At 65.0% G+C, this 23869-nt stretch carries 24 protein-coding genes and 1 tRNA gene; 16 read left to right on the top strand and 9 right to left on the bottom strand.

The window, feature by feature from the left end; translation table 11 throughout:
- Positions 1–91 precede the first annotated feature (91 nt).
- Positions 92–481, top strand: a complete 390-nt coding sequence (locus MXC99_RS14735) for a hypothetical protein (protein WP_247726179.1) — start codon at positions 92–94, stop codon at positions 479–481.
- A 57-nt stretch (positions 482–538) separates the two neighbouring features.
- Here MXC99_RS14735 and MXC99_RS14730 read toward each other — a convergent pair whose 3' ends face one another.
- The 6 genes from MXC99_RS14730 to MXC99_RS14705 form a co-directional block, all read right to left on the bottom strand.
- Positions 539–799: a DUF4212 domain-containing protein gene (locus tag MXC99_RS14730; RefSeq protein WP_247726178.1), complete on the bottom strand. Its 261-nt coding sequence runs from the start codon at positions 797–799 to the stop codon at positions 539–541.
- Positions 800–897: 98 nt separating this feature from the next.
- The gene (gene fusA / locus MXC99_RS14725) at positions 898–2961 is read right to left on the bottom strand and encodes an elongation factor G (RefSeq protein WP_247726177.1); all 2064 of its coding nucleotides are present in this window, start codon (positions 2959–2961) and stop codon (positions 898–900) included.
- Positions 2962–3091: 130 nt separating this feature from the next.
- Positions 3092–4660 (bottom strand): hypothetical protein, encoded by a 1569-nt coding sequence (locus MXC99_RS14720; protein WP_432654259.1) that lies wholly within the window; start codon positions 4658–4660, stop codon positions 3092–3094.
- A 124-nt stretch (positions 4661–4784) separates the two neighbouring features.
- The gene (locus MXC99_RS14715) at positions 4785–5519 is read right to left on the bottom strand and encodes an LrgB family protein (protein ID WP_247726175.1); all 735 of its coding nucleotides are present in this window, start codon (positions 5517–5519) and stop codon (positions 4785–4787) included.
- Entirely contained in the window at positions 5516–5875 is a 360-nt protein-coding gene (locus tag MXC99_RS14710) for a CidA/LrgA family protein (RefSeq protein WP_247726174.1), read from the bottom strand. The genes MXC99_RS14715 and MXC99_RS14710 overlap by 4 nt, the downstream gene beginning before the upstream one ends.
- Before the next feature lie 4 nt (positions 5876–5879).
- On the bottom strand, positions 5880–6662 hold the full coding sequence (locus MXC99_RS14705) for a sulfite exporter TauE/SafE family protein (protein ID WP_247726173.1): 783 nt from the start codon (positions 6660–6662) through the stop codon (positions 5880–5882).
- Between the two features lie 378 nt (positions 6663–7040).
- Between MXC99_RS14705 and MXC99_RS14700 the strand changes: the two genes are divergently transcribed.
- The 10 genes from MXC99_RS14700 to MXC99_RS14655 all read left to right on the top strand — a co-directional run bounded on the left by MXC99_RS14700 (position 7041) and on the right by MXC99_RS14655 (position 16122).
- Positions 7041–7116 (top strand) — tRNA-Thr (locus MXC99_RS14700).
- Between the two features lie 187 nt (positions 7117–7303).
- Positions 7304–9799, top strand: a complete 2496-nt coding sequence (locus MXC99_RS14695) for a heavy metal translocating P-type ATPase (protein WP_247726172.1) — start codon at positions 7304–7306, stop codon at positions 9797–9799.
- A 2-nt stretch (positions 9800–9801) separates the two neighbouring features.
- Positions 9802–10011, top strand: coding sequence for a cbb3-type cytochrome oxidase assembly protein CcoS (gene ccoS, locus MXC99_RS14690; protein WP_247726171.1), 210 nt, complete (start codon positions 9802–9804; stop codon positions 10009–10011).
- A gap of 628 nt (positions 10012–10639) precedes the next feature.
- Positions 10640–12070: a cytochrome-c oxidase, cbb3-type subunit I gene (ccoN, locus tag MXC99_RS14685; RefSeq protein WP_075149278.1), complete on the top strand. Its 1431-nt coding sequence runs from the start codon at positions 10640–10642 to the stop codon at positions 12068–12070.
- A gap of 15 nt (positions 12071–12085) precedes the next feature.
- The gene (ccoO, locus tag MXC99_RS14680) at positions 12086–12721 is read left to right on the top strand and encodes a cytochrome-c oxidase, cbb3-type subunit II (RefSeq protein WP_247726170.1); all 636 of its coding nucleotides are present in this window, start codon (positions 12086–12088) and stop codon (positions 12719–12721) included.
- A gap of 11 nt (positions 12722–12732) precedes the next feature.
- Entirely contained in the window at positions 12733–12921 is a 189-nt protein-coding gene (locus MXC99_RS14675; protein ID WP_075149276.1) for a CcoQ/FixQ family Cbb3-type cytochrome c oxidase assembly chaperone, read from the top strand.
- Complete coding sequence (ccoP, locus tag MXC99_RS14670) at positions 12914–13804, top strand: cytochrome-c oxidase, cbb3-type subunit III (RefSeq protein ID WP_247726169.1); 891 nt, start codon at positions 12914–12916, stop codon at positions 13802–13804. Before MXC99_RS14675 ends, ccoP begins: the two co-directional genes overlap by 8 nt.
- Positions 13805–13903: 99 nt before the next feature.
- Entirely contained in the window at positions 13904–15322 is a 1419-nt protein-coding gene (gene ccoG / locus MXC99_RS14665) for a cytochrome c oxidase accessory protein CcoG (protein ID WP_247726168.1), read from the top strand.
- Between the two features lies 1 nt (position 15323).
- The gene (locus MXC99_RS14660; RefSeq protein ID WP_247726167.1) at positions 15324–15833 is read left to right on the top strand and encodes a FixH family protein; all 510 of its coding nucleotides are present in this window, start codon (positions 15324–15326) and stop codon (positions 15831–15833) included.
- A 64-nt stretch (positions 15834–15897) separates the two neighbouring features.
- Positions 15898–16122, top strand: coding sequence for a hypothetical protein (locus MXC99_RS14655; RefSeq protein ID WP_348772102.1), 225 nt, complete (start codon positions 15898–15900; stop codon positions 16120–16122).
- Positions 16123–16199: 77 nt separating this feature from the next.
- On the opposite strand, the gene MXC99_RS14650 is transcribed toward MXC99_RS14655, so the two are convergent.
- Positions 16200–16643 (bottom strand): universal stress protein, encoded by a 444-nt coding sequence (locus MXC99_RS14650; protein WP_107221337.1) that lies wholly within the window; start codon positions 16641–16643, stop codon positions 16200–16202.
- A 129-nt stretch (positions 16644–16772) separates the two neighbouring features.
- Here MXC99_RS14650 and MXC99_RS14645 point away from each other — a divergent pair, with 129 nt between their 5' ends.
- The gene (locus tag MXC99_RS14645; RefSeq protein ID WP_247726165.1) at positions 16773–18215 is read left to right on the top strand and encodes an MBL fold metallo-hydrolase RNA specificity domain-containing protein; all 1443 of its coding nucleotides are present in this window, start codon (positions 16773–16775) and stop codon (positions 18213–18215) included.
- Positions 18216–18314: 99 nt separating this feature from the next.
- Here the strand turns inward: MXC99_RS14645 and MXC99_RS14640 are convergent, their stop codons facing one another.
- Positions 18315–18998: a Crp/Fnr family transcriptional regulator gene (locus MXC99_RS14640; protein ID WP_247726164.1), complete on the bottom strand. Its 684-nt coding sequence runs from the start codon at positions 18996–18998 to the stop codon at positions 18315–18317.
- A 92-nt stretch (positions 18999–19090) separates the two neighbouring features.
- On the opposite strand from MXC99_RS14640, the gene MXC99_RS14635 reads away from it, so the two are divergent.
- Positions 19091–19471, top strand: a complete 381-nt coding sequence (locus tag MXC99_RS14635; RefSeq protein WP_247726163.1) for a SirB2 family protein — start codon at positions 19091–19093, stop codon at positions 19469–19471.
- Between the two features lie 33 nt (positions 19472–19504).
- Here MXC99_RS14635 and fnr read toward each other — a convergent pair whose 3' ends face one another.
- Positions 19505–20245: a fumarate/nitrate reduction transcriptional regulator Fnr gene (gene fnr, locus MXC99_RS14630; protein ID WP_247726162.1), complete on the bottom strand. Its 741-nt coding sequence runs from the start codon at positions 20243–20245 to the stop codon at positions 19505–19507.
- Between the two features lie 139 nt (positions 20246–20384).
- Here fnr and hemN point away from each other — a divergent pair, with 139 nt between their 5' ends.
- The 3 genes from hemN (at position 20385) to MXC99_RS14615 (ending at position 23848) form a co-directional block, all read left to right on the top strand.
- Positions 20385–21776 (top strand): oxygen-independent coproporphyrinogen III oxidase, encoded by a 1392-nt coding sequence (gene hemN, locus MXC99_RS14625; protein WP_247726161.1) that lies wholly within the window; start codon positions 20385–20387, stop codon positions 21774–21776.
- A gap of 87 nt (positions 21777–21863) precedes the next feature.
- Positions 21864–22571 (top strand): sulfite exporter TauE/SafE family protein, encoded by a 708-nt coding sequence (locus MXC99_RS14620; protein ID WP_247726160.1) that lies wholly within the window; start codon positions 21864–21866, stop codon positions 22569–22571.
- Between the two features lie 107 nt (positions 22572–22678).
- A complete protein-coding gene (locus MXC99_RS14615) occupies positions 22679–23848 on the top strand; it encodes a radical SAM/SPASM domain-containing protein (RefSeq protein ID WP_247726159.1) in 1170 nt (389 codons plus the stop codon).
- Positions 23849–23869: the final 21 nt, after the last annotated feature.

Here is a 23869-nt window from a genome sequence, read left to right as displayed (position 1 = left end):
TCGCCAGCGGCTGCGGTGACGGGGTTTTTCCTTTTGTGGCACTTTCGGGGCGTGGCGGACGTTGTGCATCGTCCTGTGACTGGAGTAGTCGATGGTTCTCGACCCAAGCGTGGTACTGACGTGGATTCTTTTTCTGGCCTTGTTCCCGATCGCCTTCTTCTGGCTGCGGCGGGCCTGGCGCATCCTCGTCAGAGGGGATTTTTCCGAAGTCGCGCTCCGGCGCGGCGTGCCGCCGGCGAATCCGGCGAAATTCGCTCCCTTTGTCGCAGCGCTCAACCTGGTGTGCGGCGCGGTGATCGTGTTCGTGATTTTCGGCGTCGTTAGCGCCCGCCTCGATTACGAGACCTGGAGTTCGACCGCGGGGATCACGATCTGGAGCAAGTTCCTGTTCGATTTCATTCTCGGCCGCCATGCACATCCGGTGGCGTGGGGGCGCAAGAAGAAGTCCGCCGACGAAACGGTGGCACCGTCAGGCGAGTAGGGGGCAATCCCGCCGGGGGCGCGGGGGCACCCGGGCATCGATGCATCCGGTGCGTATTCAGCGGCGCTCGTGGACGCGATAGCGCCGATCCAGGCGGTTCATCGTCCACACGTAGATGACGATGATCGCGAGATAGACAATCATCGACCCCTGGGCGAACAGGTAGAAACCGAGCGGGAACCCGAGGAAGTCGAACCGGTTGAGTGCGCTGGCGTAATAGCCGGCGACGAAGGTCACGCCGAACCAGATCAGCAGCAACGATACGGTCAGCGCGATGTTGCAACGCCAGTAGGCGCGATGGCGTTCGGTCAGTTTCATGACGGTCTATGCTTGCGGTCGGTGCCGGGCCGCGCCTTGCTTGTCGCCTTCTTCGGGAACTGCGGCCCCGGCGGAGGTGCCGGGCCGCAGCAGGGTGCTCAATGCGGGCCGTTTCCGTTGTTGTCGCCGTTGGTATGGATGCGGGCGAGTTCGGATTGTACGTCGCGTGGGGCGGGTTCATGGCCGCCGGCTTCGAGCACGAATTCGCTTTCTCCGGCGCAGATCGCTTTCAGCCGGCTTTCGAACCCTTCCAGCCCGGCCATCGGCACGCGCGCCGAGATCAGCGTCCAGCCCGGAGCCGGGCTGTCGGTGGCGGTCAGGCGGCCGCGCCGTCCGGCCAGTTCGGCGCTGACTTCGCCGAACAGCGCATCGGCTACTTTCACCTGCACGTCGAGCAGCGGTTCGAGCACCAGCGGCTGGGCGGCGAGCACGGCCTCGATGAGGGCGTGACGGCCGGCGGTGACGAAAGAGACTTCATTCGAGTCCACCGCATGGTGCTTGCCGTCGGTGACCACGACCCGGATGTCCTGGAGTGGAAAGCCGGCGAGAGCCCCTTCGGCGAGAGCCTGGCGCACGCCTTTTTCCACTGCGGGCATGAAATTGGTCGGGATCGCGCCCCCCTTGACCTCGTCGGCCAGCTCGATGCCGCTGCCGCGCGGCAGCGGTTCGACGCGCAGCGCGACTTCGCCGAACTGGCCGGCGCCGCCGCTCTGCTTCTTGTGGCGGTAGCGTGCCTCGGCGACGATCGAGATCGTCTCGCGGTAGGGAATGCTGGGGGTGGCGGTGTCGAGCTGCAGGTTCCAGCGCGCGGCGAGCTCCTCGAGCACGATTTTCAGGTGTTGTTCGCCCAGCCCGCGGACTACGGTGCGACGGTTGCGCGGATCGAAGCTCACTTCGAGGCAGGGGTCCTCGTCGGTGAGGCGGGCGAGCGCTTCGGACAATTTCTGCTCGTCGGCCGGCTTGCGCGTCATCAGCGCGAGGCCGAAGACCGGCTGCGGGTAGTCGGGGGCGGAGGCGAAATGGTGGGAATCCTCGTCGTGCGAGTCATGGAGCACGGCGTCGCGCTGGATCTCGTCGATTCGTGCCACCGCACACAGGTCGCCGGGAACGGCAAGCGGGGTTTCGACCGCGTTGCGCCCCTGCATGCGAAGCAGGTGGGCGACCTTGAACGGCTTGCGCCCGTCGCCGATGTACAGCTGGGAATTGGGGGTGAGCTGTCCCTGGTGCACGCGGAACAGCGCGAGCTTGCCCCGGTAAGGATCGTTGGCGACCTGGAAAACGTGGGCAACGGCGTGGCGCTCCGGGTCGAGGGCGACTTCGACCGGCGCGGCAGCCTGGCCTTCGCCTTTCAGGAACTGTGGCGGATTGCCCTCGGTGGGGTCGGGGGCCAACCGGCCGAGGATATCGAGCAGCTCGGGCACCCCGGCGCCGCTGCGCGCCGAGACGAAGCACAGCGGGATCAGGTGGCCTTCGCGCAGGGCGTGCTCGAAGGGAGCGTGCAACTGCTCGGGGGCGAGCGACTCGCCCTGCTCGAGGTACTGCGCCATCAGCGCCTCGTCGAGCTCGACGATCTGGTCGACGAGCGCGTCGTGGGCGGCGGAAACCGTGGAGAAGGCCGTCGCTGCCGACACGTCGGGGGTGAAAAAGCAGTCCACGACCCGGCTGCCGTCGGCCGAAGGCAGGTTGATCGGCAGGCATTCGCGGCCGAAGGCGGCGCTGACCGATTCCATCAGGGTCGCGAAGTCGATCCCTGCGGCATCGATCCGGTTGACCACGATCATGCGGCACTTGCCTTTGGCGGCGGCCATCATGCGCCGCGTGCCGCTCTCGATTCCGGCCGTGGCGCTGAGCACGATGGCCGCCGTATCGGCCGCCGGCAGGCTGAGCAGGGCACGGCCGGCGAGATCGGGCAGGCCCGGGGTGTCGAGCAGGTTGATCCAGTGCCCGGCCCACTCCAGATGCACCAGCGCGGTGTGCAGGGAATGGCCCATCGCCTTTTCCTGAGGGTCGAAGTCGGCCACCGTGTCGCCGCGCTCGATGCTGCCGGTGGCCCCGATCTCGCCGGCGGCCGCGAGCAGGGCTTCGACCAGTGTGGTCTTGCCGCTGCCGGCGTGGCCGAGCAGGGCGAGGTTGCGGATGTCGTGTACCGAGCTGGGTGTCATGGTTCGCCTCCCTACGGGTTGAATGGCTTCAAGTGTCCGCCTGCGGGCAGCGGAAGGCAATGGATGCTCGTTTTCGATGCCCGTGTCCTTGTGCCGGTCCCGCATCCGGGTAACTGTCGCCGGCGGACACTCACGCGCTGCGCAGGCCGGCGAGCCGGGTCAGGCCGATCGCCGCCAGGGGCAGGAGCAGGCCGAGCAGGGAGACGGTGACGAGCAGGGGGCCGAGCTCGGCGTAATCCGCCGGAGTGGTGATCGCACCGCTCGCCGCGTCGCGGATCTCGCGCGCGATCGTGTACAGCTGGTTGAGATATTTGGTGCCGAGCTGCGAGGCCGACAGGGCGAGGTTGGTGAAAGAGGCCATCACCGCAAAGAAGGTGGCCTTCAGGTGCGGTGGTGCGGAATTTGCGATCCAGGCCAGCATCGGCACCATCGACACCTGGCCGAGCGGGGACTCGAGCGCGGTGTTGGCGATGGCGATGAAACGCGCATCGACGAGGCCGCCGGTGCGGGCGGCGGTCCATTCGTGCAGACCGTGGAACATGCCGATGATCGGCAGCGACAGCAGCGTGGATGCGATGGTCAGGAAGATCACGATGTCGGCGATCGATTTCTCCGCCATGAAGCGGCGGAACAGGAACAGGCCGGCGAGGGTCAGCGTGCTGGTGATGAGGTCGAGGCGCGACAGGAAGCTCTGGTCGAAGCCGAGTTCGTCGATCATCCACCAGCTCGCCCCTGCGCCCGGGCCGGGCAGGGCGCGGAAGGCGAAGATGATGATCACGGTGCCGAGCAGGGTGCGCGCGGCTTCGGCCGAGAGTTCGCGCAGCAGGCGGGCGATCATCACGGCGATGATCGCGAACGAGGCCGCGAAGATGATCTCCTGGCCATATTCGATGCCGGACAGGCCGATACCGACGGTCAGCGCCACGAACACCGCGCTACCGCCGAGGATCCACCCGTTGGGCGCGGTCTTTTCTTCGGGCTCGTGGAGCAGGCGATCGATCTCGGCGCGACTGCGCCCGAGTGCGGCCAGCCGCCCCGCCTCGCGCCGCTTGAGGACGCCGCCGAGCAGCACCCCGCTCACCGAGAGCAGCGGAATGATCAGCGCCAGCTCGTAGATGCGGAGGTAGATCGCCACCTTGTCCGCTTCGGGAAGGCCCTCCGAGCCCTGGAACATCACGACGTTGGCGAGCGACACCAGCACCGTGCCGCCAATAATGGCGACGCGGCCGAGCATCTGCATCGTGGTGTGCATCAGGCGCACGGTCTCGGCGGGAATGGGCTGGCCGTACGCATCCAGGCGCGGCACCGCCTCCACCGTCATCGCGTCGGCCACCGCGTCCTGCATCACATAGCCCACCGGCGACAGCAGCACCGACAGCATGAACCAAGCCTCCACCGGCATCAGCACGCGCATCGCATCCGGATGGCCGATGAGACCGATCATGATCGCCAGGCTCGCCGCGATCAGCATCGCGCCGAGGTACACCAGCCCGGCCTTGTGCCGCCACATCAGATCGACCAGGTGGCCGATCGGCATCTTCAGCGCCCACGGGATCCCGGCCCAGAAGCCGAGGGCGGCGAGGAAGGCCGCCGACAGGCCGAGGTAATCCTTGACGAAGAAGGTGCCGACGATGCCGGTGAGTCCGGAAACGCCGGCGGCGCAATACACCATCAGCGGCGGCAGGAAGGACAGCCGCATTTCGCGGCCGAGTTCGAGCAGGTTGCGGTCTATCCAGCGGAATACGGCATTCGGCACGCAGGAGCCTCGTTACATGGATTCAGTGAGTCGCCCGGTCGGCGGCGGTGCGTTGCCGCGTCGAAGCTCAGCGCATGAACAGCCGCTCGACCAGAGGCAGGATCCAGGGCAAGGACAGCGCGGTGAGCAGTCCGTTCAGCCCCATCGCCAGCGCGGCGAAGGCGCCCGCCTGTTCGCTGACCTGGAAGGCACGCGCGGTGCCGATGCCGTGCGAGGCGATGCCGATCGCGAATCCGCGCACGGCGTGGTCGTCGATGCGCAGCCAGAGGAAGAGGCTGCGCGCGCATACCGCGCCGAGGATGCCGGTGCTGATCACCAGCACCGCGGTCAGCGAAGGCAGGCCGCCGAGGCGCTCGGCGACCGCCATCGCGATCGGGGTAGTGACGCTCTTGGGGGCGAGCGACATCAGCGATTCGCGGCTGGCGCCGAGTAGCGCCCCGATGCCCCAGGCCGACAGTGCCGCAGTCAGCGAGCCGGCGACCAGGGCGAGGCTCAGGGGGGCGGCCAGCGCCTTCAGCTTCGGCCACTGGGCATACAGCGGAATGGCCAGGGCAACGGTGGCCGGACCGAGGAGGAAATGCACGAACTGGGCGCCGTCGAAATAGGTCTGGTAGGGCGTGCCGGTGAGCAGCAGCAGACTGGCGAGCAGCGCCACCGCGATCAGTACCGGATTGGCGAGTGGGTGAAACCCCAGGCGGCGGTAGATCTGGAAGGCCGCTTGGTAGGCGAGCAGGGTCATCGTCAGTCCGAGCAGGGGCGAGGCCGACAGATAGACCCAGATTTCCTCGAACTGCGGTGTCATCGCGCGCCCTCGCGGTCGCGACGGCGGCGGGCGAGGGCCTGGAGGAGGAGTGCGGTGACGATGATCGCCAGCAAGGTGCTGGCCACCATCGCCACCACCAGCGGCAGCCATTCGGCGGCGATGCGCTCGCCGTAGAGCACGATGCCGGTGCCGGCCGGCACGAACAGCAGCGACAGATGCTGCAGCAACTGGCCCGATGTCTGGCGCAGATTTTCGCCAGGGCCGCCGCGCAGCATCAGGGCGACGAACAGCAATGCCATACCGATCACCGGGCCGGGGACCGGCAGGGCAAAGCTGTGGGCGAGCACTTCGCCGGCGAGTTGGAAGATGAGGAGAAGGGTCAGGGCGGCAAGCATCGGCTCAAAGGGTCTTGCCGAAGTAGTACAGGGTCAGCAGGCCGCCGACGCCGATGATGAAGCGGCGCAGCCACAGTGCAGGGACCTTGCGCGCCACCGCCGCACCCCAGTAGCCGCCGATCGTGGCGGTGGCGATCATCACCAGCGTGTGCGGCCAGGACACGGCGCCGGCGAGCACGAAGGTGGCGACGGCGACGCTGTAGATCACCGCCGACAGCCAGTTCTTGAGGGCGTTGATCTCGTGCACGTCCTTGAAGCCCTGGATCGCGAGCGCGGCGATCATCAGGATGCCCATGCCGGCTCCGAAGAAGCCGCCGTAGACCGACACCGCCAGCTGGAACACGTAGCCGCCGGGGCCGATATGACGCTCGTCCGCGCCGTCCGGCGCCGGTTTCCATTTCTTCACCAGCGCCGAAATCTGCCCGCTGAAAGCGAACAGCACGGTCGCGACCAGCAACAGCCAGGGGATCAGCTTGGCGAAGGCGGCGTTGGAGGTGGCGAGCAGCAACAGGCCGCCGGCGATCCCGCCGAAGAAAGCGACCACCGAGAGCATCGGCAGGCTCTTCGAGAAGCGCTTCAGCTCGCGGCGAAAGGCCCAGGCGCCGGCCAGACTGCCCGGCCACAGTGCCACCGAATTGCTGGCATTGGCGATGACCGGGGGTACGCCGACCGCAAGCAGTGCGGGAAACGAAAAGAAAGTGCCGCCGCCGGCGACCGAGTTGACCGCACCGGCTGCGAAAGCGGCGATGCCGATGAGGGCGATGTCGAGAAGATCCAGGCCGGGCATGGGTAGGTCGGAGCAGGGCTATCGATTCGGCAAGGTGCCGGCGGGAGCCGCAGATCGCGCGTGCTGCCGCGGGTCGAAACCGACCCGCGGCGCCGCGTTCTGGTCTGGGCATGTCTCCTCCGCCCCGAATGGGAACGAAGTGTAATGGAGGCCCATAGAAAACAGAAGATGCTTCGAAAAGAAAATTGAATACTTCTTCGTCGTGGTTTACCCGAACGTCTGGCGGGCGCACTCGGCGGCGAACCGGGAACGCAGCGCCTGCCGAGCGTCCGCAGCATGCTGCGGGTGTTGCGCCGCAGCCCCGAGCCCGGCGCTTCAAGGCGGTGCTTCGTAGTGGTTGAACCGATCGCGTGCTCTGTTGTATAGTCCGCGCTCTTCGCCGGCATAGCTCAGTTGGTAGAGCAGCGCATTCGTAATGCGAAGGTCGGGGGTTCGACTCCTCTTGCCGGCACCAGCGGATACAAGGAAAAGGCCAGCCCTTCGGGGTTGGCCTTTTTCCTTCCGATGCTCGCGCCGCATCGCAGTCAGTTGATGTTGCGGCGCAATAGCGAAGGCGTGGCGGATGTGCTAAAAGAAGATCCCGTTCTGGCTCTGCTCCCGCTGTCTGTGTTTGTTGCGACGGCGGCGCTGCATTCGCACCAATGACCACCGCCGAATTGCCTGTGGCCGCAGCCGACGACCGCTCCTGCTACCACTGCGGCCTGCCCGTTCCATCCGCTACGCAGCACTTTGTGCGCGTCGATGGTGCGCTGCGGCGGATGTGCTGTGTCGGGTGCGAAGCCGTCGCCCAGTCGATCGTCGACAACGGCCTCACCGACTATTACCGCCACCGCGATGCGATGCCCGAGCGCCGCCGCGAAGCGATGCCGGCCGAGTTGCAGGAACTCGGCTTGTTCGATCACCCCGATTTCCAGAAAAGCTTCGTGCGCCCGGTGGGCGAGCACGAGCGTGAAGCCGCGCTGATTCTCGAAGGCATCACCTGTGCCGCCTGCGTGTGGCTCAACGAAAACCACGTCGCCCGCCTGCCGGGCGTGGCCGCGATCCAGATCAATTACGCCACCCGGCGCGCCCGCGTGCGCTGGGACGAGCGCCGGATAAAACTGTCCGACATCCTCGCTGCCGTCCGGGCGATCGGTTACCGCGCCTACCCCTACGATGCCGAACGCTCCGAGCAGATCGCCGGCCGGGAGCGGCGCTCGATGCTGTGGCGGCTGTTCGTTGCCGGCTTCGGCATGATGCAGGTCATGATGTACGCCTTTCCCGCCTACGTTGCGGGGGAGGGCGAACTAACCCCGGACATCGAGTTGCTGCTGCGCTGGGCGAGCCTGGTGCTGACCCTGCCGGTGGTGTCGTATTCGGCCGCGCCCTTCTTTCAGCGCGCCTGGCGCGACGTGCGCCTGCGCCGGTTGGGCATGGATGTGCCGGTGGCGCTGGGCGTGGGGAGCGCTTTTCTCGCCAGCCTGTGGGCGACGGTGACCGATGGCCCCGAGGTGTATTACGACTCGGTGACGATGTTCGTATTCTTCCTCCTCGGCGGGCGTTACCTGGAGATGCTCGCGCGCCAGAAGGCGGTGCGCGGTGTGGAGGAACTGGGCAAGGCGCTGCCTTCTTTTGCCGAGCGCCTGGCGGGCTGGCCTTTGCGTACCGAGGCCGAGCGGGTGCCGACGGTGCAACTGGTGGCCGGAGATGTGGTGCGCGTACGCCCGGGCGAGGCGGTTCCCGCCGACGGCATGGTCGTCGAAGGGGAGGGCGAGGTCAATGAGGCGCTGCTTACGGGCGAGAGCATGCCGGTGCCGAAGGAAGTGGGCGATGCACTGACCGGCGGCAGCATCAATGTGTCCTCGCCGCTGCTGCTGCGTGTGGAACAGGTCGGCGACGCCACCCGGCTGGGGGCGATCCGCCGCCTGATGGAGCGTGCCGCCAGCGAGCGGCCACGGATTGCGACCCAGGCCGATCGGGTCGCGGGCTATTTCATCGTCACCCTGCTGGTGCTTGCCGGAGTGACCGGCATCGCGTGGTACCTCATCGATCCGGCACGGGTGCTGTGGGTCAGTGTCTCGGTGCTGGTGGTGGCCTGCCCCTGTGCATTGTCGCTGGCGACACCGACCGCACTGACGGTGGCCACCGACGCGCTGGCGCGGATGGGGGTGCTGGTGACGCGCGGGCATGCGATCGAGACGCTGGCCAAGGCCAACCATTTCGTTTTCGACAAGACTGGAACACTGACGCTCGGGCGCATGCGGCTGGAGGAAGTGCGGGTGCTGAGCGAACGCGACGAGCCTGGATTGCGTGCCCTTGCCGCGGCGATCGAGGAGGGCTCCGAGCATCCGGTCGCAGTCGGCTTGCGCGAGGCTGCGCGTGGACTGGCCCTGCCGTCGGTCGTCCGGCTCAAGGCGGAAACCGGGAAGGGGGTGCAGGGCTGGGTGGGCGGCGAGTGCTGGTGGATCGGGCGTCCCGACCATGTCGCCGCGTGCGCCGGACTGGCGCTGCCGAACGAGCTCGCGGAGCTTGCCGCTCGTGGGGGGACGGTTGTGGCGCTGGCGTCGTCCGCCGGTTGGCAGGCGCTGTTCCGGCTTGCCGACGGCTTGCGCGCGGAAGCAGCCGTGCTCGTCTCGCGCCTCGCCCGCGAGCAAATCCGGATGAGCGTGCTGTCGGGCGATGCGCCGCCGGTAGTGGCGGCGGTGACGGACACACTCGGCATTGCCGATGCCCGGGGCGGAATGAGCCCGCAGGACAAGCAAGCCTGCATTGTGCACCTGCAGCGCGAGCCCGGGACGGTGGTGGCGATGATCGGCGATGGCGTCAATGATGCTCCGGTGCTCGCGCAGGCCCACGTCTCGGTGGCGATGGGGGGCGGTACCGACCTGGCGCGCAACGAGGCCGATATCGTGCTGCTCAACGAGAATCTCGCCAGTCTGGGACGGGGCATCGATCTGGCACGCAAGACCTTGAGCGTCATCCGCCAGAATCTGTGGTGGTCCTTCGTCTACAACTTCACTTCCGTGCCGCTGGCAATGGCCGGGCTGGTCACGCCCTGGATGGCGGGGTTGGGGATGGCGGCCAGTTCCTTGCTGGTGGTGCTCAACGCGTTGCGTCTGCAGCGCACGGCTGCGCTGTCGAACCTCTCCCGGGAGTAAGGATGGAAAGCCTTTACCTGTTGATTCCGATCTCGGTCGTGCTCGTGTTCGTCATCGGCGTGCTGTTCTGGTGGTCGCTGCGCAGCGGGCAGTACGACGACCTGGAAGGGCCAGCCTATCGCGTCCTGCTTGACGACAGGGATGTCCCTGCCGCTGCCCCCCGGGCGAAAGAGCAAGCCGGCTGCGACGAGGATGGCGAGCCGCGGGCTTAGGCCGTTCAGGCATTGCGGGCGTTCGCCCGGCATCCGTGGTGCGATCGGACGGCGGAAGGGGGCAGACGGCAAAAACGGGGCATGAAGTGCGTGTTGACCTAGGTCAACACGCACTTCGGGGGAGAGGGCATACTGCTTCCGTGGTTATCGGTGAAGCCGGCCGGGGCGGCCGGTTCGATACCCGTAGTTTTGTCTCTCTGTTGGGGTTGGGGGTGCGTTCATACGCACCCTTTTTTTGTCTGTAGCCCCCATCTTTCCCCTCGCCTCGATTCTCCGATCCCGCGGTGCGCCAGCGCCTTGCCGGGTCCAGCCTTTCCCTGTCGTCATTTTCTTCCCGCCCGGTCGGGTATGCCTGGCGCTTCGTGCGGCTTTCTGGCTGCGGCCTCATTGCGCCCTCCCGGGGCGAAGGCCGGGCAGCTCAGATGCATTATTTTTGGCCGGTTTGGATCTTGTCTAGTTTATACTTCCGAACCATGCCGCGCTGCAATAGAATATTGATTTAAGTCAATCGAGAGGGGCGGCCCTGGCGTAATCTGGCCCGTGCATGCGCATGGCGTCGGGTTCTCCGGCGCTCCGGGCGGGATGAGGTTGTGCTCGCAGAAGTTTTTAAAACGAAGAGGTGACTCACATGCAATCGCAAGCGACTTATAACTATAAAGTCGTGCGCCAGTTCGCCATCATGACGGTGGTGTGGGGCATCGTGGGCATGCTGGTCGGCGTGATCGCCGCGGCACAGCTCGTGTGGCCCGAACTGAACGCGCATGAATTCCTGCATTTCGGCAGGCTCCGTCCGCTGCATACCAATGCTGTGATCTTCGCATTCGGCGGCTGCGCGCTGTTTGCCACGTCGTACTACGTCGTGCAGCGTACCTGTCATGCCACGCTGTTCGCTCCCGGCCTTGCCGCGTTCACTTTCTGGGGCTGGCAGCTGGTGATCGTGCTGGCGGCGATCACCTTGCCGCTGGGGTACACCTCGTCCAAGGAATACGCCGAACTTGAGTGGCCGATCGACATCCTGATCGCGATCGTCTGGGTGTCCTACGCGGTGGTGTTCTTCGGCACCATCGCCCGGCGCAAGATCTCCCACATCTACGTCGCCAACTGGTTTTTCGGCGCCTTCATCCTCACCGTCGCCCTGCTCCACATCGTCAATAGCGCCGCGATTCCGGTGTCGCTGACCAGCATGAAGTCGTATTCGGCCTATGCCGGGGTGCAGGACGCGATGGTGCAGTGGTGGTACGGCCACAACGCCGTCGGCTTCTTCCTCACCGCCGGCTTCCTCGGCATGATGTACTACTTCGTGCCCAAGCAGGCCGACCGCCCGGTGTATTCCTACCGCCTGTCGGTGGTGCACTTCTGGGCGCTGATCTTCACCTACATGTGGGCCGGCCCGCACCACCTGCACTACACCGCGCTGCCCGACTGGACCCAGTCGGTCGGCATGGTGTTTTCGCTGATCCTGCTGGCGCCGTCGTGGGGCGGCATGATCAACGGCGTGCTGACCCTGTCGGGCGCCTGGCACAAGCTGCGCACCGACCCGATCCTGAAGTTCCTGGTCACCTCCCTGTCTTTCTACGGCATGTCGACCTTCGAAGGGCCGATGATGTCGATCAAGACGGTCAATGCGCTCTCGCACTACACCGACTGGACGGTCGGCCACGTGCACTCCGGTGCGCTGGGCTGGGTGGCGATGATCTCGATCGGTTCGGTCTACTTCCTCATTCCGCGCCTGTACGGCAAGACCGAGATGTACAGCGTGAAGCTGATCAACGCCCACTTCTGGGTCGCGACCATCGGCGTGGTGCTCTACATCGCCTCGATGTGGATCGCCGGCGTGATGCAGGGCCTGATGTGGCGTGCCACCAACCCGGACGGCACGCTGACCTACTCCTTCGTCGAGAGCGTCAAGGCCAGCTATCCGTTCTGGACCATCCGCTTCATCGGCGGCGTGCTCTTCCTCTCCGGCATGGTGATCATGTTCTACAACATGGTGAAGACCATTTCCGGCCAGAAGGCCTATGACGCTCCGGTGATCGCCCCCGCAGCCGCCCACGCCTGATCGGAGAACGACAACATGGCTCAATCGAAACACGACAAAGTCGAACGCAGCGTCTTTCTGCTGATCGTGCTCACGCTGCTCACCGTCAGCGTGGGTGGCCTGGTGGAAATCGTGCCGTTGTTCTTCCAGCACTCGACCACTTCGGCGATCGGCCCGGGGGGCACGCAGCTCGATGTCAAGCCTTACGATCCGGTGCGCCTGGTTGGACGCGACATTTATGTCCGCGAAGGCTGCTACAACTGCCATTCGCAGATGATCCGCCCGTTCCGCGCCGAAACCGAGCGTTACGGCCACTACTCGGTGGCCGGTGAATACATCTACGACCATCCCTTCCAGTGGGGCTCGAAGCGCACCGGGCCGGATCTCGCCCGTGTCGGCGGCCGCTATTCGGACGAATGGCAGCGCGTCCATCTGCTCAATCCGCGCGACGTCGTGCCCGAGTCGAACATGCCGGCCTTTCCCTGGCTCGATCGCCCGGTCCAGGCCGATGACATCCAGGCGAAGATGCGTGCGCTGAACAAGGTCGGACTGCACAAGTACAGCGAGGAGGAAATCGCCGCCGCGCCGGCTGCGCTCGAGGGCAAGACCGAGCTCGATGCGGTCGTGGCCTACCTCCAGGGGCTGGGGACCGCGCTCCAGAACGTACGTTGAGGGAGCACGCCGTGGATATCAACGACTTCCGGAGTCTGCTCACGGTGGTGGGCCTGCTGTGCTTCCTGGGGATCTGCGCCTGGGCTTACAGCAGGCAGGCCAAGGCGGGCTTCGACGAGGCGGCGCGCCTGCCCCTGAGCGATGACGACGTGCCGGCCATCGGCGGCCGGCAAGACAAAGAGGGAAAAGCAAATGGCTGACTTCATCAGCGGTTTCTGGAACGCGTACGTGATGGTCCTCGTGACCCTGTCCATCCTGTTCTGCGTGTTCGTGCTGGCGTCCAACATGACCCGGCGCAAGGAAGGTGCGGCGGAACTGCACGGACACGTGTGGGACGAGACTCTGGCCGAGTACAACAATCCGCTGCCGCGCTGGTGGATGTACCTGTTCTGGATCACGATCGCATTCGCCATCGTCTATCTGGCGATCTATCCCGGGTTCGGGGACCGCAACCAGCATCGTGGGCAATGGGCGCAGTACGCGACCGAGATGAAGGTCGCCGACGAGCGCTTCGGGCCGGTGTTCGCGAAGTACCGGCAGATGGATCTCGCCGCGGTCGCTGCCGACCCCGAGGCCAACGCGACCGGGCAGCACCTGTTCCTGACCTACTGCGCGCAGTGTCACGGCTCCGCCGCGCAGGGGGCGAAAAGCTTCCCGAACCTGACCGACGATGAATGGCTGTGGGGCGGCGAGCCCGAAACCATCCGCACCACCATTCTCGGCGGGCGCATGGGGGTGATGCCGCCGTTCGGGCCGGCGCTGGGTGCCGAAGGGGTGAAGGACGTCGCCAACTACGTCCGTTCCCTGTCCGGTCTCGCCCACGATTCCTTGCGCGCCCAGCGCGGGAAAGATGTGTTCGCGACCAACTGCGTCGCCTGCCACGGCGCCGACGCCACCGGCAATCCGCTGATGGGGGCGCCGAACCTGACCAACAAGTCCTGGCTGTACGGTTCGACCGAGGCCACCATCATCGAAACGGTGACCCATGGCCGCAGCAACAAGATGCCGGCTTTCGGCGAATTTCTCGGCGAGGACAAGGTTCACATGCTGGCGGCGTATGTGCTGAGCCTCGGCAAGAAATGAGGCGCCGATTCAAGCAATAAACCTGCTTACATCCCGGGAGGAGGGGGCCTTCCCGGGCTATTCATACAATAACAACAAGCATCCACCGGCAAGGCAACCATGAGCGGCCCATCCCGACAGCCAGCGCAAACGAGTTCTTCTCCCCAAGACACCCTTTACGAGGCGCGCAAGAAGCTCTACGTGCGTGCCGTCAGCGGCGTGTTCGCCAACTGGCGCTGGGTGATGGTATGGCTCACTCAGCTCGTCTTCTATGGCCTGCCCTGGTTGTCGTGGAACGACCGGCAGGCCGTGCTGTTCCATCTCGCTGAACGCAAGTTCTACCTCTTCGGCTGGGTGTTCTGGCCGCAGGACGTGTTCTTCCTCGCCGTCCTGCTGATCATTTCAGCCTATGCCCTGTTCTTCTTCACCGCGATCGCCGGCCGGTTGTGGTGCGGCTATGCCTGTCCGCAGACGGTGTACACCGAAATATTCATGTGGATCGAGCAGAAGATCGAAGGCGACCACATCCGCCGTCAAAAGCTCGACCAGGCCGAGATGAGCGCACCCAAGGCGCTGCGCCGCGGGGGCAAGTTCCTGGTCTGGGGGCTGTTCTCGCTGTGGACCGGGTTCACCTTCGTCGCCTATTTTTCGCCGCTGGAGGAATTGCTCCGTTCCCTTCCCGTGTTCGGCTTCGGCCCCTGGGAACTGTTCTGGATCCTGTTCTATGCGGCGTTCACCTACCTGTTCGCTGGGGTGATGCGCGAACAGGTGTGCACCTACATGTGCCCCTATGCGCGCTTCCAGGCGGTGATGTTCGACCCCGACACGCTCGTCATCACCTACGACGAGGAGCGGGGCGAGCCGCGCGGGGCGCGCAAGAAAGGCATCGATCCGAAGACGGTGGGCAAGGGCGACTGCATCGACTGCGGCATCTGCGTCCAGGTCTGCCCGACCGGCATCGACATCCGCGACGGTCTCCAGTACGAATGCATCGGCTGCGCGGCGTGCATCGACGCCTGCGACCAGGTGATGGACAGGATGGACTACCCGCGCGGCCTCATTCGTTACTCGACCGAAAACGCAGTGAAAAAGCACTGGGGGCGCAAGGAAATCCTCGCCCACGTGTTTCGCCCGCGCACCCTGATTTACGGCGTCATCCTGGCGCTGGTCTGCATCGCCTTCGTCTGGGGGCTGGCTGTGCGCGACCCCTTGCGCGTGGACATCATCCGCGACCGCGCCTCGCTCGGGCGCGAGATCGAAGGCGGCTTGATCGAAAATGTCTACCGCCTTCAGGTGATGAACATGACCGAAGTGCCGCGTACCTTCCGCCTCGAAGTGTCCGGCCTGCCCGGAGTGCGGATCGGCAGCGGAGAGCGGGTCGAGGTTTCACCGGCGGCGACCGGAGCGCTTACCGTTCAGGTACTCGCTCCCTACGATGCCGGCCAGCCCGGCGCCAATGCCATCGCCTTTCGCATTACCGCCGAGGATGATCCAGGGCTGAGCCTCAGAGAAGAAACGACTTTCCTGATTCCGCGCTGAGATGAATACGACCTTGACTGAAAAAACGCCTCAACCCTGGTATCGCCAGGGGTGGCCGTGGTTCCTGATTGCGTTTCCCGCAATTGCGGTGATCGCCGGCGTGATCACGTTGGTGATCGCAGCGAAGACCTTCGATGGCATGGTGGTCGATGATTACTACAAGGAAGGGCGGGCCATCGTGCACACCATCGAGCGGGTCGAGCGCGCCCGCGAGCTCGGCCTGGTGGCCGCGCTCCAGGTGCGCAGCGAATCGATCCGCATCGAAATGCGTGCTGCAGTTCCCGCCGATGTGCCGCAGCGGATCGTCCTGACCATCGTCCACCCGACGCGCGGAGGGCAGGATCAGTCGTATGTCGTCGGCGGAACAGAAGGCGTGTTCGAAACCCGGCTGAAGGCGCTGGCTACGGGGCGCTGGCTGTTCGTCATCGAAGACGAAGGGCGTCACTGGCGGATGAGCGGAACGGCCTACCTGCCGGCCGAATCGGTGATTACGATCACTCCGGATGCGTGACTCCGGTCGAAGGAAGGTGTTGGGGCGAGGCGAGCGACGACAAGGGGGTCCGATGCGGAAATGGATGCAGGTGCTGTGGCTCTCGTTTTTGGTCGCGGCCGTTGCTGAAGGCGTTTTCTTCCTCGTGATCGATCCCCGCACGCTTTACCTGCTCGGCGAGCCTGTCGACTACGGGCCGGTGGCCACGTATTCAATCGCGTTCTTCTGCTTCTGGCTGCTCTGCGCGGCATCGAGCCTGAGCACGATTTTCCTGCAGCGTTCTGCGAACCAGGTCAACCGCAAAAAATAGCTCGCCGGCATCGAAAACAGGGCGGGAGGGCTCCGGTACGGAGCCCTCCCGCCCTGCACCGCCCAAGTCGGCCGCGGTCAGCGGCAGACCAGAACCGGGGTCTTGCTGTGCGTCAGCACTTTCTGCGTTTCGCTGCCCAGCAGGAGCCCGGCGATGCCGCGGCGCCCGTGCGAAGCCATGAAGATCAGATCGCAGCCGTGGCGGTCCGCGGCGTCGATGATGGCTTCGTAGGGAACTTCGTTGACCAGGGTGTCGGTGTCGGCCGAGACGCCGGCGGCGTCGGCGGTCTGTTTGGCTTTCGAGAGGATGCCTTCCGCTTCGGCGGCGGCAGACTTGGCGAACTGCTCCGGAGTCGTGGGGTCGATCAGGGCGCCTTCGCCGTAGATCGGCATGGGGAAGTCGGGTTGCGCGTAAAAGAAGGTAATTCTCGCTCCCGCCTCCTTGGCGAAGGATACGGCACGAGCGACCGTCGCTTCTGAGAGGGCGGATCCATCCGTCGGTACGAGGATATGCTTGAACATGGCGACGCGTCCCATTGGGTTGTTGGTGTTCCGATTATAGCGATGGGGAGCGGTTTGCAATGATTGACGAGGATCAAACACGCATACGATCGACTGTCGCACAGTTCCCTTCAGAGCCGAGGTGCGGACATGAAACTCACTTTTTATGGGGCGGCGGGGGAAGTGACCGGTTCCTGCCTGCGGGTGGATCACGAGGGCGGGAGCTTCCTCGTCGATTGCGGTCTATTCCAGGGCGGGCGCGAGGCCGCGCGCAAGAACCGGCAGGCCCTCGACTTCGACCCGCGGGAGATCGACTTCGTCCTCCTCACTCACGCTCACCTCGATCACAGCGGGCTGCTGCCGCGGCTGGTGGCGCTCGGCTACAAACGCCACATCCATGCCACCGCCGCCACTGTCGATCTGCTCGGTGTCATGCTCATGGACTCGGCTTACATCCAGGAAAAAGAGGCTGAATGGGCGCTGCGCAATGCCCGCTCGCGCAAGGCCCGACGCTGGGTGGAGCCGACACCGCTGTATACCGTGGAGCAGGCGCGGACCAGCCTGGGGCGCTTGCGTGCAGTACCTTACGACACACCGTACGAGCCGGGGCCCGGAGTACGTTGCCGTTTCCGCGATGCCGGGCATATTCTGGGCTCTGCCGTGATCGAGATCGAGATCGCCGAAGGGGGGCGTACGCGCAGCCTGGTCGTGTCCGGTGACCTCGGCCAGCCGATGCGCCCGGTGCTGCAGGATCCCACTCCGATTCGCCGTGCCGACTACCTGTGCGTCGAATCCACCTACGGAAATCGTGCGCACCGATCCTTCAAGGAAACGAGCGCGGAGCTCGCCACGATCTTGCACCATACCCTGAGGCAGGCTGGCGGCAACGTCATCATTCCGGCTTTTGCCGTCGGCCGCACCCAGGAAATGCTGTTCGTGCTCGCCGAGCTCGTGCGTTCGGGGCGCATCGACCGGCTCGATGTCGTGGTCGACTCCCCGATGGCTGCCGCAGCGACCCAGCTCACCGTTCTTCATGCCGAGCTGTGGGACGACGAGACCCGCGAGCTGTACGCCTGGACGCAGCGCAACACGGACTGCTTCCGGCTGCGTTTCGTCCAGGACGTCGAGGAGTCGATGGCGCTCAACAGCGTCCGTGGCGGGTTGGTGATCATCTCGGCGAGCGGGATGTGCGATGCAGGGCGGGTCAGACACCATCTGCGCTACAACCTCGGCCGCCGCGAATGTGCGGTCGTCATCGCCGGCTTCCAGGCCGCCGGCACCCTGGGGCGACGCCTGGTCGATGGTGCGCGCCAGGTCAGCCTGTTCGGCGAGCGCGTTGCGGTGAGGGCGCGGATTCACACCATCGGTGGCCTGTCGGCGCATGCCGACCAGCCCGCGCTGCTGAACTGGTTGCGCCATTTCGAAGCCCCGCCGCGCAGGACCTTCGTCGTCCATGGGGAGACCGAAGCGGCGGCCGCGCTTGCCGCCGCTGCCGAGCGCGAGCTTGGCTGGCCAGCCCTCACGGTGGCGGAAGCGCTGGTGCCTTACTACCTGGACGGGGCGCCCCGCGGGCTGGAGCAGGCGCGGCGATGAGCGAGGGGGAGTGCAGGAGACGTGCCGCAAATGCAGATGGAGCGCCGCGGCCACATGCCCGCGCGCCTGACCGGGCGCAGGCCGGGCGGGATTTCGTGCTCAGGTATTGTAACGCGACAGGCGGGCGGGGTCGTGCAGGGTGATGCGCTTGCCCTGTACGCTGATGAGGCCGACTTCGCTCAGATCGTGAAAGATGCGCGACAAGGTTTCAGGAGTGAGGTTGAGCCGGGAGGCGATCACCTGCTTGCTCGTCGGCAGCGAAATTTCGCAGGGCTCATCGCTGTCGGCGACCTGGAGCAGGTAGCCGATCACGCGCTGCATGCTCGAGCGCAGGGAGTAGGTTTCGACGTCCTGGATCAGGCCGTGGAGCCGGATCGACAGGCCTGCGAGCAGTTTGCTGGCGAAGGTCGCGTCCTGTTCGATCATTTCGCTGACCACTGCCTGGCTGACATGCACCAGCACGGTATCGCTGAGCGCTTCGGAAAATACGGGGTAGGGGTGGTTCATGAACATCACCGCCTCACCGAAGCTTTGCATCGGACCGATGATTTCGACGACTTTCTCCGTTCCCTGGGACGACGAAAAGGCGAGCTTGACCTGGCCCGAGACCACGAAGTAGAAGCCGTGGGGCTGGTCGCCGCGCTGGAACAGCACTTCGCCGCGCGAGACGTGGCGTTCGCGGGTGTAGCGCGAAACGCGCTCGATGTCGGCGTCGGACAGTTCGCTGAACAGGGGGATCCGTCTGAGCAGGGTGGGTATGTCGAGCGGGGCATGGGGGGGCATCGTCGGGCTCTCCGTATCGAGGCGCAATTCTAATCGAGGCCGGGGCGCGGACTGGCACCGGCACACGGGTTTCTTTGGTTAAAAGAGGACGGATGTACTACACGATCAAGCATCTTCATGTGACTTGCGTGGTGCTCAGCGCCGCAGGCTTTCTGCTCCGCGGGCTGTGGATGTTTACCGGCAGCCCGTTGCTCCAGCGGCGGTTGACCCGAGTCCTGCCCCATGTCATCGACAGCCTGCTGCTGCTCAGTGCGATCGGCCTCGCGACGATGATCGGACAATACCCGTTCGCGGCGGGTTGGGTCACGGCAAAAGTCTTCGGGCTGATCGCCTACATTCTCCTGGGGACCGTGGCGCTCAAGCGCGGACGGACGCCGACGGTGCGAGCGACCGCTTTCGTCGGTGCGCTGATGGTGTACGCCTGGATCGTGTCGATCGCCATCACCAAGAATATGGCGGGGTTCCTCGCCTGAACCCGAACCGCGGGGGGCTTTTGCCGGCAGCGCTCAGCGCGCGCCCGGCTGGTGCTGGATGAGGCTTTTCAGCCGCGCCGGCTCGAGCAGGCGGACGTGCTTCTGCTGCACGGCAATCAGGCCTTCGTCCTGGAAGCGCGAGAACGCGCGCGACACCGTCTCCAGCTTCAGGCCAAGGTAGGAGCCGATTTCTTCCCGCGTCATGCGCAGGTTGAACTCCTGGGCGGAAAAGCCGCGCGCGGTGAACCGCTGCGACATGTTCAGCAGGAAGGCCGCCAGGCGCTCCTCGGCGCGCATCGAGCCGAGCAGCATCATCACCCCGTGGTCGCGCACGATCTCGCGGCTCATCACTTTGTGGAACTGCAGCTGCAGCCCTTCGACCTCGTGCGACATCTGTTCGAGCTTGTCGTAAGGGATCACGCAGACTTCGCTGTCTTCGAGGGCGACCGCATTGCAGGAGTGGATTTCAGTGCTGATTCCGTCCAGTCCGAGGATTTCCCCGGTCATCTGGAAGCCGGTGACCTGCTCGCGGCCGTCTTCGAGCAGCACGTCGGTCTTGAACGATCCGGCACGGATGGCGTAGATCGCCTCGAACGGGTCCCCGGCATGGTAGAGGTTGTGTTGGCGCTTGATCTTGCGTCGTGCACCGACGAGCTCGTCGAGCCGGTTCAGCTCGCGGTTGGAGAGCCCGAAAGGCAGGCACAGCTCGACCAGATTGCACTGCGAACAGGCAGACTTGAGTCCGCTTACGGTAATTGGCACTGTCGCCCTCATCTGCACGATAATCCGGCCTCCCCGACAAATGACCCCGATGGAGACTCCGGGCGCCCGGCATTCCACACCCGTTGACCCACGTCAACCAAAAAAATCAGGCGTTCTGCCATTGTTCGTCACACACAGCAGCAGCTAGATCATGAAAAGCCAGAACGAACTCCTCTTCGATCCGCAACTGATCCGTAGATTCGACATCAACGGGCCGCGGTATACCTCTTATCCGACGGCGGACCGCTTCGTCGAGGCTTTCAACGCCGATGCCCTGAAGGCCTGGCTGGCAAAGCGGGCGATCGGCGGGGTAAGCAAACCGCTTTCATTATACTTCCACATCCCGTTCTGCAACACGATCTGCTACTACTGCGCCTGCAACAAGATCATCACCAAAGATCATGGGCGTTCGGCCAAGTATCTGAAATATCTTGCAAAAGAGATCGAAATGCAGGCCGCCTGCCTGGAAGGAAGCCGGCAGGTGACGCAGCTCCACCTGGGCGGGGGAACGCCGACCTTTCTTTCCCACGACGAGATGCGCCAGCTGATGGCTTCGGTGCGCGAGCATTTCACCCTGGTTCCCAACGGCGAGTACTCGATCGAAGTCGATCCGCGCAAGGTCGATTTCGATACCGTCAAGCTGCTTGCCGAGCTCGGTTTCAACCGCATGAGCGTCGGTGTGCAGGACTTCGCCGACGATGTGCAGCGCGCGGTCAACCGCGTGCAGAGCTTCGAGGAAACCCAGCTCGTCATCGATGCCGCACGCCAGACCGGATTCAAGTCGGTCAGTATGGACCTGATCTACGGCCTGCCCAAGCAGAACGTGATCAGCTTCAATCGCACCCTCGAGCAGGTGCTGCAGATCTCGCCCGATCGCATCTCGCTCTACAGCTACGCCCACCTGCCCGGGCTGTTCAAGCCGCAGCGCCGCATCCATTCCAGCGACATGCCGAGCGCCGACACCAAGCTGCAGCTGCTGCAGCTGGGCATCCGCCGCCTCACCGAAGCGGGCTACGTCTACATCGGCATGGACCACTTCGCCAAGCCCGACGACGAACTCACCGTCGCCCAGCGCCAGGGCCGCCTGCACCGAAACTTCCAAGGCTATTCGACGCAGGCCGAATGCGACCTGCTCGCCTTCGGCGTGTCGGCGATCGGCAAGATCGGTCCGGTTTATGCGCAGAACGTGAAGACGCTCGACGAATACTACGATGCTCTCGATCGCGACGAACTGCCGGTGCTGCGCGGCATTGAGCTGACCGCCGACGATCTGCTGCGGCGCGCGATCATCCAGGCCCTGATGTGCCATTTCGAGCTGTCAGTGCAGTCGATCGAGATCGCACATCTGGTCGATTTCCGCGATTACTTCGCCGAAGAGCTCGCCGACCTGAAGGAAATGGAAAAGGCCGGGCTGGTGAAGATCGAGGGCGACTGGATCACCGTACAGCCGGCTGGCCGCCTGCTGGTACGCGGCATCGCGATGGTGTTCGACCGCTACCTGCGCGCCGATCGCGAGCGCGCGCGCTACTCGCGGGTGATCTGAGCCGGTCTGGCGGCACGATCGGGGCGGGCACGGTGCTGCGCTGCGGCGTAAAATGCCGGCTCGGCTATTTCCGCCCTCGAATCTCCCATGCCCGAAACCGGTTATTTCGCCGTCTTCCTGATCGGTCTGCTCGGCGGCACGCACTGCGTGTCGATGTGCGGCGGCATCGTCGGCGCCCTCACCTTGCAGGTGCGGACGCCGGACAGTGGGGCGCAATGGCCCTTGCACCTGGCCTATAACCTCGGTCGTGTCGCCACGTATGCGGCGCTCGGCGCGCTGGCCGGCGCGCTCGGCTCGATCGGCATGGTCTATGACGGCATCTTGCCGGTGCAGCTGGCGCTGTACGTGCTGGCGAACCTGATGCTGGCCGCGCTCGGGCTTTACCTCATCGGCTTCACCCGCTTGCTGGCGCCGATCGAGCGGGCCGGGCACGTGTTGTGGCGGCGCATCCAGCCTGCCACCCGCCGTTTCGTGCCGGCGCGTTCGGTGCGGCAGGCCCTGCCGCTCGGGGTGTTGTGGGGCTTCATTCCCTGCGGGCTGACCTATTCGATCCTCGCCACCGCGCTGGTCACCGGCTCGGGGATACGTGGCGCCGGGCTGATGCTGGCGTTCGGCCTTGGCACCCTTCCCAACCTGCTGCTGGCGGGCCTGTTGTTCCAGCGTTTCCGCGCCTTCAGTCGCGACCGCAGGGTGCGGCTGGTGTCCGGCCTGCTCGTGCTCGGCTTCGGCCTGTTCGGTCTCTACCATGCGCCCACGCTCGGCGGCGAACTGTGGCGCGGGGTGGTCTGCCTGTGAATCGGGGCCGCGACCCCCTGTGTTCTACCGCGCGCACCACCGTTCCCACCCCGTGCGGCACGGGGTAAACTCCGCGACCCGCAACCGTTGCGCAGCAATCGAACGACATGGATCAGGTTCAGCTTTCCCCCGCCAGTACGGCTCCTCATTCCGACTGTGACCCCATCGTCGGCGGCCGCGTCGAACTCCAGCTGCTGACCACGCTCAAGTGCAACCTCAAGTGCACCTACTGTTCGCTCGGGGTCGGCGAAGTCCTCGGCTCGCAGACCCATGTCGAATATAGCGTGGATGAGCTCGCCGCCTTCGTCGACACCCATCTGCGCGGCAAGGAGGTGTATGTCACCTTCTACGGCGGCGAGCCGACGCTGAACCTGCCGATGATGCTCGAGGTCATGCAGCGTTTTCCGCACTTCCGCTACCAGCTGCAGACCAATGGCACCCTGCTCGACGACGTCCCCGAGTGGGCGCTGGCACGGCTGTCCAACATCCTCGTCTCCATCGACGGCGGCGAGGCGACCACCGACGGCTACCGAGGGCGCGGCATTTACCGCCAGGTGCTGAAGAACCTGCGCCAGGTGCGCGACAGGATCGGCGGCAGCGTCACCGCGCGCGTTACCTGGGGCAACCCGGACACCACCTTCGAGGAGCTCGACGAACTGGTCTCCAGCGCGGGCGCCTTCGACTATCTCTACTGGCAGTTCGTCGCCGACGAAATGTACGCCGGCGATGCGGTCGAAAAGCGCAAGGCGGTGCTGGTGCCGCTGATCGAGAAATTCTTCGCCTGCAGCGACACCCTTTATCCGCTGATTCCGCTGATGGGCATCGTGCGCAACAAGGTCCTGCCGACGCGCGCGCAGGAGCTCTACGCCGGCCTCACCCAGTGTCGCGTGTCGACGCATCTGCTCAACGTGATGCCCAACGGCCAGATCTATCCCTGTCCGGACATGATGTATGTGCCACAGATGCAGATGGGCGACGTTCGCCGCAACTGGCTGAAGAAAAGTCCGCTGCAACCCACGCCGGCGATGCCCTGCGAAAGCTGCGAGGCCTTCTCGTGGTGCCGGCGCAACTGCATGAAGAACCTCTGGCTGGGCTACGTGAAGGAAGATGCGCGCTACCGCGCCAACGTCGTCGAACCGATCTGCGACCTGCTGAAGTTCATCGGCCGCGAGATCGACCGGCATGACCCGCACGCCTGGTTCGCCCGCGCCACGCTGCCGGTGAGAAGGCAGATCACCGGCTGCGAAGTCTACGAATACGTCGAAATCATGCCTTGAGCGGGCGCTCCTGTGCCGGTG

It is taken from the genome of Thauera aromatica (assembly GCF_023093595.1).
In the GTDB taxonomy this organism is placed as follows: domain Bacteria; phylum Pseudomonadota; class Gammaproteobacteria; order Burkholderiales; family Rhodocyclaceae; genus Thauera; species Thauera aromatica_A.
The sequence above is the reverse complement of the archived record's forward strand: the minus strand, read 5'-3'. Positions and strand labels throughout refer to the sequence as shown.